Origin of the sequence: Pseudomonas sp. WS 5059 (assembly GCF_012985525.1) — a bacterium.
Taxonomy (GTDB): Bacteria; Pseudomonadota; Gammaproteobacteria; order Pseudomonadales; family Pseudomonadaceae; genus Aquipseudomonas.
Genome location: NZ_JAAQWO010000001.1, coordinates 831,688 through 849,893 on the forward strand (window position 1 = coordinate 831,688; position 18,206 = coordinate 849,893).

Annotated in this window: 12 protein-coding genes; 4 read left to right on the forward strand and 8 right to left on the reverse strand. The window is 59.4% G+C overall.

All coding sequences use genetic code 11. The features are described from left to right. Positions 1-31 precede the first annotated feature (31 nt). Positions 32-898 carry an alpha/beta hydrolase family protein gene (locus HBO12_RS03515; RefSeq protein ID WP_170041455.1) on the reverse strand — a complete coding sequence of 289 codons (867 nt, stop codon included), beginning with the start codon at positions 896-898 and terminating at the stop codon, positions 32-34. A 113-nt stretch (positions 899-1,011) separates the two neighbouring features. Here HBO12_RS03515 and HBO12_RS03520 point away from each other — a divergent pair, with 113 nt between their 5' ends. Then, a complete protein-coding gene (locus HBO12_RS03520; protein WP_262376890.1) occupies positions 1,012-1,908 on the forward strand; it encodes a LysR family transcriptional regulator in 897 nt (298 codons plus the stop codon). Between the two features lie 34 nt (positions 1,909-1,942). Here the strand turns inward: HBO12_RS03520 and HBO12_RS03525 are convergent, their stop codons facing one another. After that, positions 1,943-2,887 (reverse strand): Dyp-type peroxidase, encoded by a 945-nt coding sequence (locus HBO12_RS03525; protein ID WP_169951960.1) that lies wholly within the window; start codon positions 2,885-2,887, stop codon positions 1,943-1,945. Between the two features lie 155 nt (positions 2,888-3,042). On the opposite strand from HBO12_RS03525, the gene HBO12_RS03530 reads away from it, so the two are divergent. After that, entirely contained in the window at positions 3,043-7,917 is a 4,875-nt protein-coding gene (locus HBO12_RS03530; protein WP_170041456.1) for an RHS repeat-associated core domain-containing protein, read from the forward strand. A gap of 202 nt (positions 7,918-8,119) precedes the next feature. On the opposite strand, the gene HBO12_RS03535 is transcribed toward HBO12_RS03530, so the two are convergent. From HBO12_RS03535 to HBO12_RS03555, 5 genes are all read right to left on the reverse strand, one after another. Continuing rightward, positions 8,120-8,881 carry a 1,6-dihydroxycyclohexa-2,4-diene-1-carboxylate dehydrogenase gene (locus HBO12_RS03535; RefSeq protein ID WP_170041457.1) on the reverse strand — a complete coding sequence of 254 codons (762 nt, stop codon included), beginning with the start codon at positions 8,879-8,881 and terminating at the stop codon, positions 8,120-8,122. A gap of 10 nt (positions 8,882-8,891) precedes the next feature. Next, positions 8,892-9,914 (reverse strand): benzoate 1,2-dioxygenase electron transfer component BenC, encoded by a 1,023-nt coding sequence (benC, locus tag HBO12_RS03540; protein WP_170041458.1) that lies wholly within the window; start codon positions 9,912-9,914, stop codon positions 8,892-8,894. 10 nt (positions 9,915-9,924) lie between these two features. Continuing rightward, positions 9,925-10,413 (reverse strand): benzoate 1,2-dioxygenase small subunit, encoded by a 489-nt coding sequence (gene benB / locus HBO12_RS03545; protein ID WP_169951484.1) that lies wholly within the window; start codon positions 10,411-10,413, stop codon positions 9,925-9,927. Continuing rightward, complete coding sequence (locus HBO12_RS03550) at positions 10,410-11,786, reverse strand: Rieske 2Fe-2S domain-containing protein (RefSeq protein WP_170041459.1); 1,377 nt, start codon at positions 11,784-11,786, stop codon at positions 10,410-10,412. Before HBO12_RS03550 ends, benB begins: the two co-directional genes overlap by 4 nt. A gap of 107 nt (positions 11,787-11,893) precedes the next feature. After that, positions 11,894-12,841, reverse strand: a complete 948-nt coding sequence (locus HBO12_RS03555) for an AraC family transcriptional regulator (RefSeq protein WP_169951480.1) — start codon at positions 12,839-12,841, stop codon at positions 11,894-11,896. Between the two features lie 440 nt (positions 12,842-13,281). On the opposite strand from HBO12_RS03555, the gene HBO12_RS03560 reads away from it, so the two are divergent. Then, positions 13,282-15,720: a membrane-bound PQQ-dependent dehydrogenase, glucose/quinate/shikimate family gene (locus HBO12_RS03560; RefSeq protein WP_170041460.1), complete on the forward strand. Its 2,439-nt coding sequence runs from the start codon at positions 13,282-13,284 to the stop codon at positions 15,718-15,720. A 77-nt stretch (positions 15,721-15,797) separates the two neighbouring features. On the opposite strand, the gene HBO12_RS03565 is transcribed toward HBO12_RS03560, so the two are convergent. Then, positions 15,798-16,781: an Lrp/AsnC family transcriptional regulator gene (locus HBO12_RS03565; RefSeq protein ID WP_170041461.1), complete on the reverse strand. Its 984-nt coding sequence runs from the start codon at positions 16,779-16,781 to the stop codon at positions 15,798-15,800. A gap of 98 nt (positions 16,782-16,879) precedes the next feature. Between HBO12_RS03565 and HBO12_RS03570 the strand changes: the two genes are divergently transcribed. After that, positions 16,880-18,172, forward strand: a complete 1,293-nt coding sequence (locus HBO12_RS03570) for an MFS transporter (RefSeq protein WP_170041462.1) — start codon at positions 16,880-16,882, stop codon at positions 18,170-18,172. The last annotated feature ends 34 nt before the right edge of the window (positions 18,173-18,206 follow it).

Sequence of the window (18,206 nt, forward strand, 5' to 3'; positions counted from 1 at the left end):
GTCTGTTCTGAGTGCATCTACCTACGGTGTATCAGCCCAGGCTGCGCTTGTGGCGCAACACCTTGGCAAAAAAGTCCTGGGCGGCCGGCATGGCCTTGACGCCCTGGTGCGCGACGTTGGGCAGCAAGTCAAAGTGCACCTGCACGCCGGCGGCTTCGAAGCTCGCCTTCAAGGTGGCCAGGCGCTCAGGTCGCGTGCGCCCGGCAGCGTTGGCACCGGCCATGTAGTGTTTGCCACCTTCACGGTGGGTGATTTCCCAGGTTTCGAGGTCTGAATCACCCACCACCATGTGCACCGGCAAGCGCTGCAAGGCTGGCAGGTTCAGCGGCTTGCCAAAGCGCGTGGCAAAGTCCCGCACGCCGACCCACCAGTCCTGATCGGCATCGAGCAGGGTCACCGAGCCCGGTGCACCGATGGACGCCGCCCAGAGTTTCTCGGGGTGCAGGTAGCAGAAGCGATGGGTGAATTGCCCCCCACCGGAATAGCCGAACAGCGCGAAGGTTTCAAAGCGGCGGCCGTAACGCTTGCCGACACTGGCGATCATGTCGAGCAACACCTGGTCGTAGCGGATATCGCCTTCGACCATCTGCTTGTAGCCATCGCCATTGCCGTCCCCCAGCACGCCGACCGGGAACAGCGGCGACAGGATCACGCAATCGTTCCAGCGGCCAAATTCGGCGAAGCCATTGCGGTAAATCTCCATCGCACGGGTTGAACCGTGCAGCGACACCACCAGGTCGACTGGCCGGGTGCTGTCCTCGATGGCTTCAGGCACATAGAGGGTGTAGGCAAACCGGCTGTCCCCGTGATGGGAGTACACGGTGGTCGCGCCGAGGTGATACACGTTCTTTGCAGCACGCAATGCTGCGTGTTCAGGGCTGATATCTGGATTGCTCATTGGGTAAGTTCGCCGAGTCAGTTCGGGCTTGAGTATTGGCCGGGCCCTATAAAAAGAAAAACTAATTTAACTTTAACCTGAGTAAACAAAACCTTTACGATTCAGGCACACCCATGACCACGGGCCTGCCCATGAGCAACATTCGCTTCTTCAAGACGTTTATCGCCGTCGCCGAATACGGCAGTTTCGCCGCCGCCGCCGACCGGGTGGCCCTGACCAATGCCGCTGTCGGCCAGCAAATGCGCGCCCTCGAAGAAGAGATGCGCCGGCCACTGTTCGACCGCAGCCAGCGGCAGATCAAGCTCAGCCGCGATGGCGTGTTGTTGCTGCCCAAGGCCAAGCGCCTGTTGGCGGACTACGAGCAAATGATCGCCGAGGCGCCCGATGGCATGGCCATGGAGGGCGAAGTGTCCATCGGCGGTATTACCTCCGGCATGGGCCTGCTCGCCAATTGCCTGGTGCAACTGAAAAAGCTGCACCCGCGCATCTCGGTCAACCTGATGACTGCCCGCTCCGACGAGGTGGTCAACCTGGTACACGCCGCCAAGCTCGACGCGGCGTTGTTGATCGAGACGGCGCGGCAAAACTTCGACGGCTTGAGCTGGACCCTGCTCTACAACGAGCCCATCGTCATGCTCGCCAACACCGCGCAGACCGCGGGTATCAACGACGCCGTGGAATTGCTCAGGACCCAGCCGTTCATTCGCTATGACCGGTCCACCGCCGTAGGCCGCAAGGTGCAATCGATCATCAAGAGTGAATCAGTCGAGCCGCTGGAAATCCTCGAACTGAACTCGATCATCGGTATCGCCGACCTGGTCCGCCAGCAAGTCGGTGTGGCAATCGTGCCGCTGTTGAAGAACTTTGACTGGCACAAAGACCCCAGCCTGCGCGTACTGCCGCTGCCTGGAGACTTGGCGGTACGCCGGGTGGGGATTCTGGAGCAAGGCACCAAAAGTGCGATTACCGGGGAGATTCGCAAGTTGCTGATGCAGGCAGTGGCGAAGTGAGCCTTACCTGGCAGATTGCCACGCGTGGCCGCCCCTAAGGCTCACGCTCGGCCAGTTCTTCCAGCAGATCCGCGGACGGCACAAAAAACAAGCCACCGGTGACCGCCGTACTGAAATCCAGCAGCCGGTCATAGTTGCCGGCAGGCCGGCCGACAAACATGTTCTCCAGCATCAGCTCCAGCGGCTGCGGCGTGCGCGCATAGCCGATGAAATAGGTGCCGAACTCCCCCGCTCCCGGCCGGCCGAAGGGCATGTTGTCGCGCAGGATCTTCACTTCCTCGCCATCCTCGGTGATGGTGGTCAAGGCACTGTGGGAGTTGCTCGGCTTGGCCTCATCCGCCAGTTCGATATCCGCCAGTTTGGTACGCCCGATCACCCGCTCCTGGGCCTCGGTGGACAACGCGTTCCAGGCACCCATGTTGTGCAGGTACTTTTGCACCAGCACATAGCTGCCGCCACTGAACGCCGGGTCTTCGTCAGCGACGATGGTGAAACCGACAGCCTTGCGCCCGGTCGGGTTCTCGGTGCCATCGACAAACCCGATGATGCTGCGCATGTCGAAATTGCGAAATCCCTGGACCTCATCCACCACGACCACCGCATCCCCCAGGGCCGCCATGATTTGCGTGGCCAGTTCAAAACACAGGTCCATGCGCTCGGCGCGAATGTGCAGCAACACATCCCCAGGCGTGGCAACCGCCATGCGCCCCGCTACGCCAACTGCCTGAAACGGATGCAGGGACGCCGGGCGTGGGTTGCCGAACAGCGCGTCCCAGGCCGTCGAGCCGAAGCCGCAGACACAGGTCAGGCTACCGTCGGGCACGCGCTTGCCCACGGAGCGCGTAAGGGCGGCGATATCGCCGCACCACTGGCGTACCGTCCTGGCCGCATCGCTACCGGGAGCAAGTGTGGCGACCATGAAAATGGCCGCGCGGGTGATCGGAGTGCACACAGCCTGAGGTTCAATATTCGGGTTCATCGTGACGGATTCCACACGCAGCTCCACGGTTAAAGGAGAGAGTAAAAAATCCTACACCCATTACTAAACGATATAAACGACTGTGAGATTTGACAGTTACGTGCGCGTTCGCCGTCGCGTAGTTTTTGAACAGGGTAAAAATCAAGGAGAGGATGATGGCGCACAACCCCATGGGCACCGACCCAACCGACGACGAAAACGATCCGATCTTCAATGCCACCACGCAAAAGCGCAATGTCGTGGACCCACGCACGGGGTTGTTTGAGGTTTACGTGCCCTTGCCGTCGCTGACGGGCAATGCCGGCAACGGGCCGGTGATCGAAATGAGCCTGCACAATACGCCCGTGGTCAATAACGAGGCAGCGCTGGGGGATGGCTGGTTCTATGCCATGACCACCTACAGTGAAAAGCACAAGAAGCTCACGATGCATTCCGGTGAAGTGTTGACGGTGGAAAAGGATAAAGATTTGAAGCAATCCGCCGTGATTGCGCAATGGAACAACGGCAAGTTGACCGTGCACCGCAAAGGTGGCCGCAAGGAAGTGCTGGTACTGCTGCCAGATACCGGCATCTACGTCCCCGAGTCCCTGACCACCGATGGTTACAACAGCGTGACCCTGAGCTGGATGACCACCGCCCATGTGATCGGCGGCGCAACCTACTACCAGATCCAGTTGACCGAAATCCGCGACGCCACCCGCAGCCTGCTCAAGGTGCAATACACCCCAGGGGACCCGGCCGCCACGCCGGTCATCAGTTCGGCCACGTTGACGTTCTGGCCCGACGACGCCGCCGAAACCCTGAGCTACAGCCTGGCCATCGAGAATTACGCCCTTAAATCCGTCAGCCTCGCAGCAGATATCAAAAGCAGTTTCGAGTACCTCGATCACCCGACCTGTGGCTGGCTGCTGACCAACATCACCAGCTTTGACGGGCTGCAGGAGCAGGTGGAGTATCAGGACAACGGACTGACCTTCCCGGACAACCCCAAGCTATCTGCCCTGCCCTGTGTTAGCACCCATACCCTGACGCCCAATGGCGGCGGGACACCGGTGGTGACCACCTATGTGTACCAGCGCCAGGACCCGGATCACTACCGCACGATCATGAGCGAGGGCGTGCCGGCCATTCGCACCACGACCTATAACTACAATGAACAGCACAACGTCACCTCCGAAGTGCTCGTACAAGGGGCGGCACAAACACAAAAAAAATACACGATGACTGTGCAAGAAGAACTACTAAGTCGCACGACATCGACGATATACAGCAAGGCCGGCAAGAGTCGGGAAGAGAAAAACGAAAACCGCTTCAATACCCACTCTGCACTTGTCAGAAATCGACAAGAAAGAGTAACTACAGTAGTGGACTACATACCTGCCCCAGAAAAAGGTGAAATTAAATCTACTGAGAGCGAGACTACCTTAACAAACTTGCTGAATCAGATCGCATTAACTTCCGAGCAGCAGACCGACAAAGAGCCTGATGAATCATGGACGCCTATCCTGACACTCCCCACCCAGCTGTTTCCTTCCACTTACGTTGATACTGAAATCGTCGACGATCCAGGGCTGCTGGCAATAATTCCAGAACTGCTGCCAGGGACATTCCCCCAACTATTAAATATTTTCACCTTTAAATACCACGCCTATAAACAAATACCCAATCTAAGCGAATCTAAAATCATCAGTACCTTACAAGGTAGTCTCGCCAGCGAACTGAACTACAATGCAGCACTCATCGGCCAGCTTATCGAATACTTCGAAGGTGACGACTTTCGCAAGGGTCGCGTGAAGACCCTTACCCAGAGCACCCTGGGGACCAAGGACCGGCGCCCCGTGCAGACCGATCCAATACGCACCTTTGACTACACACTGGGAGGGGTTGGTAACACCGAACTGACCACCACGACCACCGACACCGACACAACCGGCAAGACCCGTACGTCTTCACAAACCCAAAGCACCCTCAGTGGCCGCCTCCTGCGCCAAGTCGACGCTGATGGCAATCGCACCGAGTTTACCTATAGCCAATACGGGCAGTTACTCAGCCTGACCGTCTGCGCGCACAGCACCACGTATCGCCAAGTCACCGCCTATGCCTACCCCGCGCCCGGGCAAGTGAAAGTCACCGAGCCCAACGGAAAAACCCACTTGACCCAATACGACGGCCAGGATCGGCTGGTGAGTGAATACTTGCTGGAAGGTAACCTGCGTAAGCAAACCAAGGCCGTTACCTATGACAGCCTGGGACGTGAGCTACGGACATCAAGTTTTGATTATGACCGGCACGGGACCCAGCTCATCCAATGGCAAGAGATGCGATACGACGACTGGAATGAAGTCAGCAGCCAGCACTACAGCGATGGCCGGGAAGACTTCAATCAATATGACCCCGTCGCCATGACCCGTACGCAATGGACCGGCAAGGCCGCCGACAAGCACACCACCGTGACGACGTACAACTCGGATGAAACCATCAAGAAAATTCAATGGAAAGGCCAGAACGGCGCCGTCTTTCAAACCCAGACAGCCAGTTACAATCGGGCCAAGCAAATTAAACAGTTGGTTACCGACAGCGAGTTCGGAATTATCACCATCAACTACATCTACGATGCCAATGGTCGCCTGCTGAGTGAACGGCGCAGCGAAAAAGGCCGTGGGTTGCTCGACGTGCCCTTCATCTATACCTACCACTACACCTATCCACAGCACTGGCTATTGAGGGACGCCACACAAATCGAGCTTGAGTCCGGTGGCAAACGGCAGGTCCTGGGCAAGCGCAGCTTCGACACTTGGGGCCGGGTAACCTCGCTGACACGCGGCTCTTGCACCGAGACTTACACCTATAGCGGTACAAGCACAGTACCCGCGACCACTGTTACCGCCGACGGCCGCGTGCTCAAGCATGACTACATCAAGGAGCTGGGCAATCGCCTGGCCAAGACCAGTACCGCAGATGCCAGCGCGCAAAACACCTTTACCTACGCCTATGGCACACAAGGCATTGCCACGGCGACCGAGGGCCAACAGTTCCTCCAGTACAACCATGACCTCTATCTCAGTATCACCCGGCAACAGGTGCAAACCGAGCCAGGTCAAAGCAAGGAAGTGCTTTACACCCACTCAATGAATGGGCGCTTGCTGGACAGTACCGACGTACTGAGTAACCAGACACTGTTTCTCTACAAGACTAACGGGCAGCGCTATGCCAGCAATAACTTTCACTACACCACTGACCACATTTACGATGATCAAGGGCTGTTTCAGGAGGAAGTCGTTGCCGGCCCCTACAACCTTGAGCCCACTTCCCCCATCACATTCCATGTGAAGTACACCCACGATCTGCAACAACGTGAGACCAGCCGCCAATTCATACTCCCCGGTAAAGTTGACCTCCTGCTGGAGCAAACTTATTACGCCGATGACAAATTGAAATCGGCCCAATTGAAACAGGGCGCCACCCTCCTCGGCTCCCGCAGCCTGACCTATACGCCGGGCGGCCGGGTCAAGTCCTGTACCACCACTGGCGTCTGGCGGCCAAGGACGCCGAAGAACAAGGAGATCGACAAACAGGAATTTACCTACGATGCACTGGGTAACGTGCTTACCCGCATCACCACCATCGGCACCGCGAAAAACACCGCAACCTATACCTACGACGCTGCCAATGGCTACCGCCTTACAACAGTCAAGAACAGCCACGCGGACTACATCGCGTCTGCCAGCTTGAGTTATGACGCAGCGGGACGGGTAACCCAGGACCAGACGGGCAAAAAATACAGCTATGACTGGCTCGGGCGGCTCATCCAGGCTGGCAGTGCGCGTTATAGCTATGACCCGTCCAAACGCCTGATGACCCGTAATGGCGGTGACGAGCCAAGTCAAGTGATCTACGACGGCCTCAAGGCTTGCGGGGATTACGCCACCGCCAGTAACGACAACAGCCGCAACCTCAACCCCGGCAGCGCCGCCTGTACGGTCCAACAAATCAAGCGCTCCGGGGTCGACAGAACACTGTTTGAACTGCGGGATCTCAACGGCAGCGTGTTGGTCAGCTACGATGTCCAGGCCCAGACCCTCAAGCATCATGCCTATACCGCCTACGGCGAGCATTTTTCGGATGAGCCCGACTCGGTACTGGGCTTCAACGGCGAATACCGTGACAGCACCACCGGCCAGTACCCGCTGGGCACAGGCGAACGCTGGTATGACGCATCCAGCATGCAGTTTCTTACCCAGGATGACCTCAGCCCGTTCGGTAAGGGTGGACCCAATCTGTATGGCTATTGTGCCGAAGGGGACCCGGTCAATTATCAGGACCCCACCGGGCATTTTTCCGTGGATAAGCAATTACGGGCGATTTGGGGGGACGACCTGCCTGGCCCGGAGGGCTTGGGCGAAGGAGGATCTTTGATTCATACGTACCTGTGGGGCGCGGTCGGTGTATTGACCGCCGTGATGACAGGAGGGACGGCACTGTTACTGACGGCGGCGATTGTTGGGCTCGCCGCCACTTCGCTCGCGACCGGTATTGCCTCAGTGGTTATCCAGGACACCAATTCCGCGGCTTCCGGCATCCTGGCCTGGATATCCCTGAGCACCGGAGCAGCAGCAGGGCTGACCACGCTGGCAGCCAAAGTTGTGAGGGTTGGCGCGTATCTGGGGCGGTCTCTCCCAGCAGTCGCCAGGAACCTCATGAGCAAGACATCCAACGCCGTGACCGGCACCCTCAGGCAGTCGCGGCTAATCCGAGGAATGGAGCGCGTCTGGGCAAAATCATTCCCCCGCCCAACCGTGAATTGGCAGGTCCGCTACAACGATGCGTCACTACTGCACCCCCGGGGGACTTCGAGTCTGTTCGATACCGGTGATGTAAATACGCTTTCGTTCGTGACCTCGGGGGTCCTGGGAGGTCTGGGGGTCCTTGAGTCTGAGCCCGCTCAGTTTGCCGATACATTCATCGGTGATATTACTTGGTTGCCCTTCGGCAGTTTCAGGGGGTTGTGGTTGACCAGTAAAGGTAGATGATTCGGTACACCCTGCGCCTTGCAAAAAACTGACCGAGCAAGGCCTGGGGCCCTGCTCGGTCAGGGTTTAAAGCTGCGGCCAGGTGTAACGGAGGTTCAGCCGGTTCTCATTGAGGTCGCTGCGGTAGTTTGAGCGCGCCGTCACATTGCGTATTCGAATGCCCAAGCCAGTGGCACGGCAGACCCTGCAGGTAAAAGGCAAATCAACCAAGGTCGCCCCCCCCTACCGGCAAGGTCACGCCGGTGATGTAGGAGGCCTCGTCAGAGGCCAGGAACAGGATCGCGCCCACTTGTTCGTCGATGCTGCCGTAACGCTTCATCGGGCTGCTATCCAGGGTCTGGTCGACGATTTGTTGGTACCACGCGCGCTCCTGCGCGCTCTGCGGCTGGTTATTGCGCGGGATGCGCCGGGGCGGTGCTTCGGTGCCGCCGGGTGCGGTGGCGTTGACGCGGATGCCGCTGCCGGCGGTTTCCAGGGCCAGGCAGGCGGTCAAGGCATTCACTCCACCCTTGGCCGCGCCATAGGGCACGCGATTGACCCCCCGTGTGGCGACCGACGACACATTGACGATGGCGCCAGTGCCCTGCTCCAGCATGTAGGGCAGCACGCAATGGCAGCACCACAGCGTGGGGAACAGCGAACGGCGCACTTCGGCCTCGATTTGCGCCTCCGCGTAATACTCGAAGGGCTTGGCCCAGATGGTCCCGCCGACGTTGTTGATGAGGATATCGATGCGCCCGAAACGCACCTTGGCGGCGGCCATCACCTGGGCACACTCGGCATGCTGCTCCAGGTCGGCGATGAGGGTCAGCACCCGGGCATGCTGCAACTCGTGCACCAGTTCCGAGCGATCGATTGCGACCACCCAGGCGCCCTCCGCCAGCAAACGTTCGGCGACGCGCCGGCCGATGCCCTGGGCGGCACCGGTGACCAGCGCAACCTTGGTGTCAAAACGTAGATTCATGCTGGTTTCCTCAGGCGGCATCGCAGTTGGCCATGGCATTGGCGGTGAATTTTTCGTAATGGAAGCTGGCCGGGCTCACGCCCTGGTGCTTGAAGTGCTCGCGCACCGCATCGACCATCGGCGGCGGCCCGCACAGGTAAACGTCGACATCACCATCGTTGAGAACATCGCTGGCCATATGCTGGGTGACATACCCCTGGCGCGGGTGCGCGGTCTGCGGATCGGCCACGCAGGTGACAAGCGTGAGGTTGGGCAACCGCGCAGCGAAGGCCTCCAGGGCCTCGACCAACACCAGGTCCTGATCCCGCGTCACCCCATAGATCAGCGTGATCGGCCGGTTTTCCCCCCGCAGGGCCAGCACTTCAAGCATCGACAGGAACGGCGCCAGGCCGGTGCCACCGGCCAATAACAGCAGCGGCCTGTGCACCTCACGCAGGTAAAAACTGCCCAACGGCCCGGTCATCGGCACGCTGTCGCCCGGCTGGGCGCGCTCCAGCCAACTGCTCATCAACCCGCCCGGTACATGCTTGATCAGAAAACTGGCGTGCGTGTCGCCAGGGCGGCTGCTGAATGAATAGGAGCGCGTCTGCCCACTGTCGGGCACGCCGATGTTCACGTACTGGCCGGGTAGAAACACCGGCGCCTGATCCAGTTCGAAACTCACCTGCAGTGCGGCATCGGCGTGGCGCGTGATGCTGGCCAGCGTCGCGACGAACTGCGTGGTGCCGGTCTTGCACGCGCTGGACGGTACCGGCACGGCAATCACGCAATCGGACTGCGGCACCATCTGGCAGGTCAGTACCTGGCGCTCCTGGGCTTCATTCGCGCTCAGGGCGTCTTCGATATAGTCATCGCCCAAGTCATAGGCGCCGGTTTCACAACGGCACTTGCACGTGCCACAGACACCGTCCGAGCAGTCCATGGGCAGGTTGATGCGTTGGCGGAAAGCAGCATCGAGCACCTTCTCCCCCACCTTGCAGTCGATAAAACGGGTAACCCCATCTTCGAAGTTCAGGGCAATGGCATACGTCATGGCGGTGTCCTCAGATGTGGTAGATGTCGATGACCTGGTGGATGTAATCGTTTTTCAGCACCACCTTCTTGTGCGTGATCAGCGGCTGCTCGCCGCGGATGTCCAGGCTATAGAAGGAGGTGCCGAAATAACTGTCCGTGGTCTTGTAGCGGTGGCTGAGGGTGTGCCAGTTGAAACGCAGCTGCACCTGGGCGCCATCGTCGGCCAGTACTTCGAGGTTGCAGAGCAAGTGCACGGTGCGCGGCTCGGGCGTGCTGGCGCTGGAGCGTTCGGTCTTGATCCGGAAGATGCGGTCTTCCAGGCCATCGCGGCTGGGGTAGTAGATCAGCGAGATTTCGCGTTGCGGGTCTTCGGTGAGGGTGTCGTAGTCGTCCCAGGCGGGCATCCAGAATTGCACCTTGGGCGAATAACACGCCAGCCACTCATCCCACTGGCGGTCATCCAGCAGCCGCGCCTCGCGGTACAGAAAGTCCAGCAGGCAGTCACGGGACAGGCTCATGGCTGCAGCTCCCGGTCGCTGGCGATCAGGCCTGGCTGTTCACGCTCTATTGCACGCTGCAGGCTTGCGGCCCAATGCGCATGCTGGCGCACGAACAAGCCTTCGTCTTCGGTTTTGCCCCCGCTCAATTGCGGGTGCATGCCCATGGCCCTGGCGTTGTCGTCGGCCCCTTCCACCCACTGCTTGGCGCCACGGCTCAGGTCATTCCACAGGGTGGTCGCGCCCTGGTAGCCGGTCTGGCAGGCGCGGAACTCTTCCAGGTCATCCGGCGTGCCCATGCCGCTGACGTTAAAGAAGTCTTCGTACTGGCGGATCCGCGTTGCCCGCTCCTCGGCGCTTTCGCCAATTGGCGCCATGCAATAGATCGTCACTTCGGTCTTGTCCACCGCGAGGGGCCGCACCACACGGATCTGCGTGGAGAACTGATCCATCAGGTACACATTGGGGTAGAGGCACAGGTTGCGGGTCTGGTCGACAATAAAGTCTGCACGCGCCTGGCCCAGGCGCTCGGCCAGTGCCGCGCGGTGGGCATGCACCGGGCGCACCTCGGGGTTGAGCAGGCGCGTCCACAGCAGGATATGCCCGTGATCGAAGGCGTAGACGCCGCCCAGGCTTTTCGACCAGCCATTGGCATCGACCGTGCGCGTGCCTTCGGCCTCGTAGTTGCGCCGGCCCATGGTCGCCGAGTAGTTCCAGTGCACGGAGCTGACGTGGTAACCGTCGGCGCCGTTCTCGATCTGCAGCTTCCAGTTGCCGTCGTAGACATACGAGGAACTGCCGCGCAGCACCTCCAGGCCCAGGGGGGCCTGGTCGACCATCTGGTCGATGATGACCCGGGTCTCGCCCAGGTAATCACTCAGTTGCGGCACCGCCTCGCTGAGACTGCCGAACAGAAAGCCACGGTAGTTTTCAAAGCGCGCCAGGCGCGTGAGGTCGTGGGAGCCGTCGCAGTCGAAGCTGTCCGGGTAGGCGCCGGTCTTGCCGTCCTTGACCTTGAGCAGCTTGCCGGCGTTGCTGAAGGTCCAGCCGTGGAATGGGCAGGTAAATGAGCCCTTGTTGCCCTGTTTGCGCCGGCACAGCATGGCGCCACGGTGGGCACAGGCGTTGACCAGGCCATGCAAAGTACCCTGTTTGTCGCGGGTGATGACCACCGGCTGGCGGCCGATCCAGGTGGTGTAGTAGTCGTTGATTGCCGGCACCTGGCTTTCATGGGCCAGGTACAGCCAGCCGCCTTCGAAGATGTGCTGCATCTCCAGGGCGAACAGGTCGGGGTCGGTAAAAATGTCGCGGCGGCAGCGAAATACCCCGGTAGCGGGATCTTCCTGAACGGACTCGCGCAATTGTGCAGCGAGGCGGTCGAGTGTAGTGGTCATGGGGCAGGCCCTCCGTTGTTCTTGTATCAGGCGCCCTCACCGTACGTGCTCCTCCCACTCCTCAATATCCGCTTCCTGCACATCAGTATCCGGCTGGCGCGAGCCGCTTAGCGATGGCGCTTCCAGGTCTGCGAAGGCAGCTCGCCAAAGCGTTTGCGATAGGCCTCGGAGAACCGCCCCAGGTGCATGAAGCCATGGTCCAGCGCCACTTCCGTCACACTGCGCGCACTGCTCAGTTGCAAACGCGCATGCACCCGCTCCAGCTTGCGCCGGCGCACATAATCACGGGGCGACAGGCCGACCTGGCGCGCAAACAGGCTATACAGCGACCGCTCGCTGACCTTGGCCACCGCCATCAATTGCTCGATACCGATGTCCTCGCCCAGGTGCTCCTCGATAAACTCGCGCACCGCCTCGAAACCACCGCCATGCGCCGCCTGGGGCACCACCCGCAACACATTGCTGGCCAGCAGCGCCAACAGCTTGTTGGCGACAATCCGCTCATACAGGTCCTGCACTTGCGGCTCGACGGCGTTTTCCGCCTCATGGCAGATCAGCCCCAGTAACTGCAGAAAACCATCCATCTCACTCAGCGCATGGCGCGCCGCCGCAAAACGAATACCCGGTTGTGGCAGCGTCCAGTGCTGCGCCAGGCAAGCATTTTCCAGCAGGCGCACCGGCAACTTGATGATGAATTTCTCGCAATCGGCGGAATAGGTCAGGTCCACCGGGTCATCCGGATTGATCAGCAGGATCTCCCCCGGCCCGAAGACCTGCGCGTTGCCCCGGGAGTTGGAGCGGCAGTGCCCGCTCAGCAGGATCTGCAAGTGATAGATGGTTTCCAGCGCCACCGACGTCACCTGCACCGGCGCGCCATAGCTGATGCGGCACAGGTCCAGGCTGGAAAAGGTCCGGTGGCTGATGCTCGCCAGGGGCCGGCCCTTGGGCGGCAGACGGATACAGTGGTTGCCCACGTGCTGGTTGACATAATCCGACACGGCGTAGGCATCGGCACCCTGGAAAATCTGGCTGCGCTCACTCAATAGCACGGTCATGGTGCGCCTCTTTATAGTTATTGGCCTCAGGCTGAGGCGTGATGTCGCGAGCGTCCAATATGGATAAGGTCTACATGGATACCCTTAAGGTATGGTGAGCTTTTCGCGACTCGGTAGTCCGCACCAGGCCGGCGATCACGCAGCGCATGCAGTCCATTGTTACTGTTTCATCAATAATGCTTTTCTACCTTGAGTATTTATCCGGAAAAACCCTGCGCCTAAACTGCGCGCAATTTCCAGGCAGCCATAACGCGCTAACTCTTATAAGGCGATCCAACGCCAAACCCCCTTTCCTAGAGCCCTCGGCGGCGCCCGCGTCGATTGACTACCCCCTCCCCGCCAGCCCCGATCAGCGCGACTGCCTGCTGCCGACTGAATGCCTTGCCCCCTGCACATTGATTGCGTGCACTTTCCATTGACTAACGGAACGTATTAAAAAAATGACGGATGATCATCAACCCAAAACTCGCAAAGTTGCACTTGGCGCGACCGCGAGGGTGCTGTTTTGCTTGCTTGTGCTGCTCGTAGCGCTGGCAATGATTTACGGCGGTTTCAAACTGGTTGCGCTGGGCGGCTCGAGTTACTACTTGATCGCGGGGCTGGCGTATTTGCTGCTGGCGGCGCTGATGTTCTTGCGCAAAGGGATAGGCCTTGCCCTTTCAGTCATCATCGCCTTGGCAACCTGTGCCTGGGCGTTTTACGAAGTGGGCCAGTTCAGTTACTGGGAACTGCTGCCGCGCCTGGTCGTTCCGGCAATTGTCCTGGCGCTCAGCCTGTGGGTCGGCGCTACGTTCCCAACCACCTCATCACGCGCCCGGCGTTTGGCCAACGGCATGGGGCTCGTTGTGTTTGCGGGGCTGATCGCAACGTTTGTGGCGGCGTTCTATCCGCACGGTGCGATTTCCAATCCAGTCGCCGCGAAGGCTGCACCCGCACCCACGGAGCCCGCCTCGGCGTCCGAAAACTGGGCGTCCTTTGGCCGTAGTGCATCAGGCACCCGCTTTGCGCCGTTCAACCAAATCACCCCGCAAAACGTCAAGGACCTGCAAGTTGCCTGGATCTACCGAACCGGCCGCAGAACCACAGGGGGCGGCGCCGGTGTGGACGAAAACACTCCGCTGCAGATCGGCAACGTCTTGTATTCGTGCACCCCGGAAAACCTGATCACCGCCCTCGACGGCGATACTGGCAAGCCGATCTGGAAGTTCGATCCCCACGCCAGCAGCGCAGAGCACGTAACTTGCCGTGGCGTGGGCTATTACGACATCGATAAGGACGACAGTCTGAGCGCTGAAGTCAAAACGTCGTACGGCGACCAGCAACAATGCCGTCAGCGCATTCTGGTGTCGTCTGTGGATGCCCGTTTGTTTGCCCTTGATGCGCACACCGGCAGCCTGTGCGCGAACTTTGGCGACAAGGGTTACGTCGACCTGAAAAAAGGCATGGGCCCGACCGAGAACAGCAAGCGCTATCACCCCACATCGCTGCCGGTGGTCATGGGCCATCTCACCGTGGTCGGCGGCTGGGTGCGTGACATCGTCGCCAAAGAGCCTTCTGGCGCTGTGCGTGCCTTCGACGTGCTGACCGGCGCGCTGGTGTGGGCATGGGACATTGGTGCGCCTGAGGGCCAGGATGCAACCGCTGGCGACCAAGAGTTCACCCTGGAAACCCCCAATGTCTGGACCATTCCTACCTACGACAAGGCATTGAACCTGGTCTACCTGCCCACCGGTAACGGTCCGCCTGACTATTGGGGTGGCGACCGCAACCAGGCCAAGGAAAAGTATGGCTCGGCTGTCGTCGCCGTCGATGCTTCGACCGGCAAAACCCAATGGGTTTACCAGACCGTTCACCACGATGTGTGGGACTACGACCTACCCTCCCAACCTGTGCTGTACGACATCAAGAACGCCCAGGGCGAAAAAACGCCGGTGCTTATCCAGACCACCAAAACCGGCAATATCTTTGTCCTGGATCGCCGCACCGGCCAACCGGTCACTGAAGTTCAGGAGCGGGCGGTGCCTACTTCGCCAGCGGCCGAAGGCGAGCACCTGTCGCCGACGCAACCCCATTCGGTAGGCATGCCGGTGATTGGTGCCGAGCCACTGACCGAAAAGTCCATGTGGGGCGTAAGCACCTTCGACCAACTGTACTGCCGGATCATGTTCAAGGACTCCGTTTACGTAGGGCCCTTCACTCCGCCAACTGAAAAGCCCTACATCGAATGGCCGGGCTTGCTGGGCGGCATGAACTGGGGTGGCATCTCTATCGACGAAAACACCGGCATGATGTTCGTCAACGACATGCGCGTCCCTTTGCGCATGGCGCTGGTTACCAAGGAAAACACCAAGAAGTTCAAAGTCTCGACCGATGAAGTGCCTGGCTTCATGGGCACCATTCGCCCACAAGTTGCCGGCATCTATGGTGGGGTGAAAATCGACATCCTCCAGTCGCCCCTGGGCGTGCCGTGCAACACCCCGCCATTTGGCAGCATGAGTGCCATCGACCTGAACACGCAGAAACTGGTCTGGCAGGTTCCGTTGGGCACCGTGCAGGATACCGGCCCGCTGGGTATCAAAACCCACCTGCCGATCCCGCTGGGCATGCCAACGCTGGGGGGCCCGACCTCGACGGCCTCGGGGCTGGTGTTCTTTGCCGGCACCCAGGACTACTACCTGCGGGCTCTTGAGTCGGCCACCGGTAAAGAGGTGTGGAAAGCCCGCCTGCCAGTGGGTGCGGTTGCGGCACCGCTGATCTACAAGTCACCGGCCACCGGCAAGCAGTATGTGGTGATCTCGGCGGGTGGCATGAGCCATTCGCCGGATGTGGGTGACTACATCATTGCGTATGCACTGCCAGAGAGCGCCGATAAACCATAAATCGTTGGTTAGCGCCGTCTAAAAATAATCCCCGGTTTCGGGGATTATTTTTGCTGGCTGGGAGGCAGGCCTGGACACTACTCAACCATAAGCCCGCGACGCACTCGCCCTGCCCTTTTATAGGCTCTGACCACCGTGTTGGTCTCACAAGAAATGATCCCCTCCAGGGACCCCATCCGCGCCGTTGAAACGGCCCACAGATCATGAATATCACGACACAACACATGCCAAAACAACTGCGAACGTCCGCTGGTACCGAACAGGCAACGCGTGTGCTCATCCTTTGCCAGCTCCAGGGCAATGCCATCTGCCGCACCCGGTCGGGTTTGTAACGACAGGATCGCCTCTACCCCATAGCCAACCAACAGCGGTTCGAGCTCCACACGAAAGGTCAGGGCATTACTGTCGACCAGCCCACTCAACATCCGCTGAACCTTCGGTTCACTGACGCCACAGGTTTGGGCAAGCACGCCCAGGCTGGCCCTTCCATCGAGCATTAACGCGCCCAGTAGCCGCATCTCATCGGCATTCAGGCTCACAGGCCCGGCCGGCACCGGTTCAGTAGGCACCGAACCGTCAATCCGCCAGCGACTCGCTCGTCGGAACGATCTGAGCACCACCTGCGATTGAACCTGCCTTACTCCCGGCACCAGCGGCAACGCTCGCACCACCATGTCAGACAGCGCTTCCACATTCGGCAAATTGATCTCGGTGAAGATGTCGAACTCTCCAGTTGTCGCCATCACCACCTGCGTCTGTGCCAGTTGCGCCAAGTGCTCCGCTACTTCCTTCTGCCGCCCGTCGGCTACCCGAATCCACGCATGCAGCACCGGGCCACTCCCGACGACAACCGGATCAAGCTCGCCGATCACCCGGATATATCCACTGTCCATCAAACGTTGCAGGCGACGCGAAAGCGTCCGCTCGGCCACATCGCAGCACGTACTCAAATCCCGCCAAGTGCCACGGGGGTTTGCCTGTAGTGCAACCAGGCAGGCCAGATCGGTTTCATCCAGCGCAAAATGTCTTTTTTCATCCGACTCAACGGTTGACGAGACCATATTCTTACAATACCTTCGCTCAAGTGGCCAAATTAAAACAAAACAAACCAGAAAATGTCTAAAAATAATTACAATTCAAAAACCAAAGGCACAAGCCAATGAATTATGCGACTCAAACGTCCCAAGCGGTAAAGCCGCAGGTATCAATCGCGCGCAAAATTGCGGCTGGCAGCATTGGGAACGCGGTGGAGTGGTTCGACTGGACGATCTATGCGTCGTTCGCGGTGTTCTTTTCTACACAGTTTTTTCCGAAAACTGACGAAACGGCGTCCCTGCTGGCGACTTTCGCTATTTTCGCCGTAGGTTTCTTCATGCGTCCCATCGGCGGTTGGGCGCTGGGGATCTACTCTGATCGCTATGGCCGCAAATCAGCATTGGGCGTCACCATCATGTTGATGGCTGGCGGCTCACTGATGATCGGCATTACCCCCACCTATGAGCAGATCGGGCTGCTAGCGCCGGTGTTGCTGGTGGTTGCACGACTGATGCAGGGTTTGTCGTTGGGCGGTGAATACGCGTCGGCCTCTACTTACCTGGCCGAGTTAGCGCCAGACCACCGTCGCGGCTTCTTTTCCAGCTTTGTATTTTTCAGTTCCGCCGCAGGCATTCTGACCGCATCGGCGATCGGCTGGGCCCTTACTACCCTGCTCACCGACGAACAAATGAGAGAGTTCGGCTGGCGCATTCCGTTCTTGCTCGGTGCCTTGGGCGGTGTCGCTGGTATTTGGCTGCGTATGTCGGTGCCTGAAACCGAAGCCTGCACCTCGCAACCGGCTAAAAAGGTAGAGAAGCAACCCCTGCGCACCCTGCTGCGGGATTATCCGCGGGAGACCCTGCGAATTGTCGGCTTTTCGATCCTCAGCACATTTGCCTTCTACCTGTTCGTTATCTACATCCCCACCTATGCCATCCGAGCACTGCACGTGGAGTCCTCGACAGCCTTTGCGGCAAATACGGTTGCCATGGTTGCGTTCATGCTCGTGCACCCGCTCTTCGGCATGCTCTCAGACAAGTTCGGGCGCAAGCCGCAACTGATCGTTTTTGCCCTGGGTTACCTGCTGTTCTTCTACCCGATTATTACCAACATGCAGCCGACGTTCTCGTCGATCCTGATGGTGGAGCTGTTCGGCCTGTTGCTCTACGCGCTTTATACCTCGATCGCCCCAGCCATCATGTCTGAACAATTCCCGAGCAGCGTTCGCGCCGTCGGTATTGGTGCGCCCTACAACCTGATGGTGGCCTTGCTCGGCGGGACTACGCCATACCTGCTGACCTGGCTGCAGAGCCACGGCCAAGAGAGCTGGTTCTTCTATTACGTGCTCGCAGGCGCCGCGCTCACCCTTCTGACCTTCATCAAAATGCCAGAGACCGCCGGAAAACCACTGAAATAGGCACTGGCTCGAACAACGCGATGCGATCCCCGTC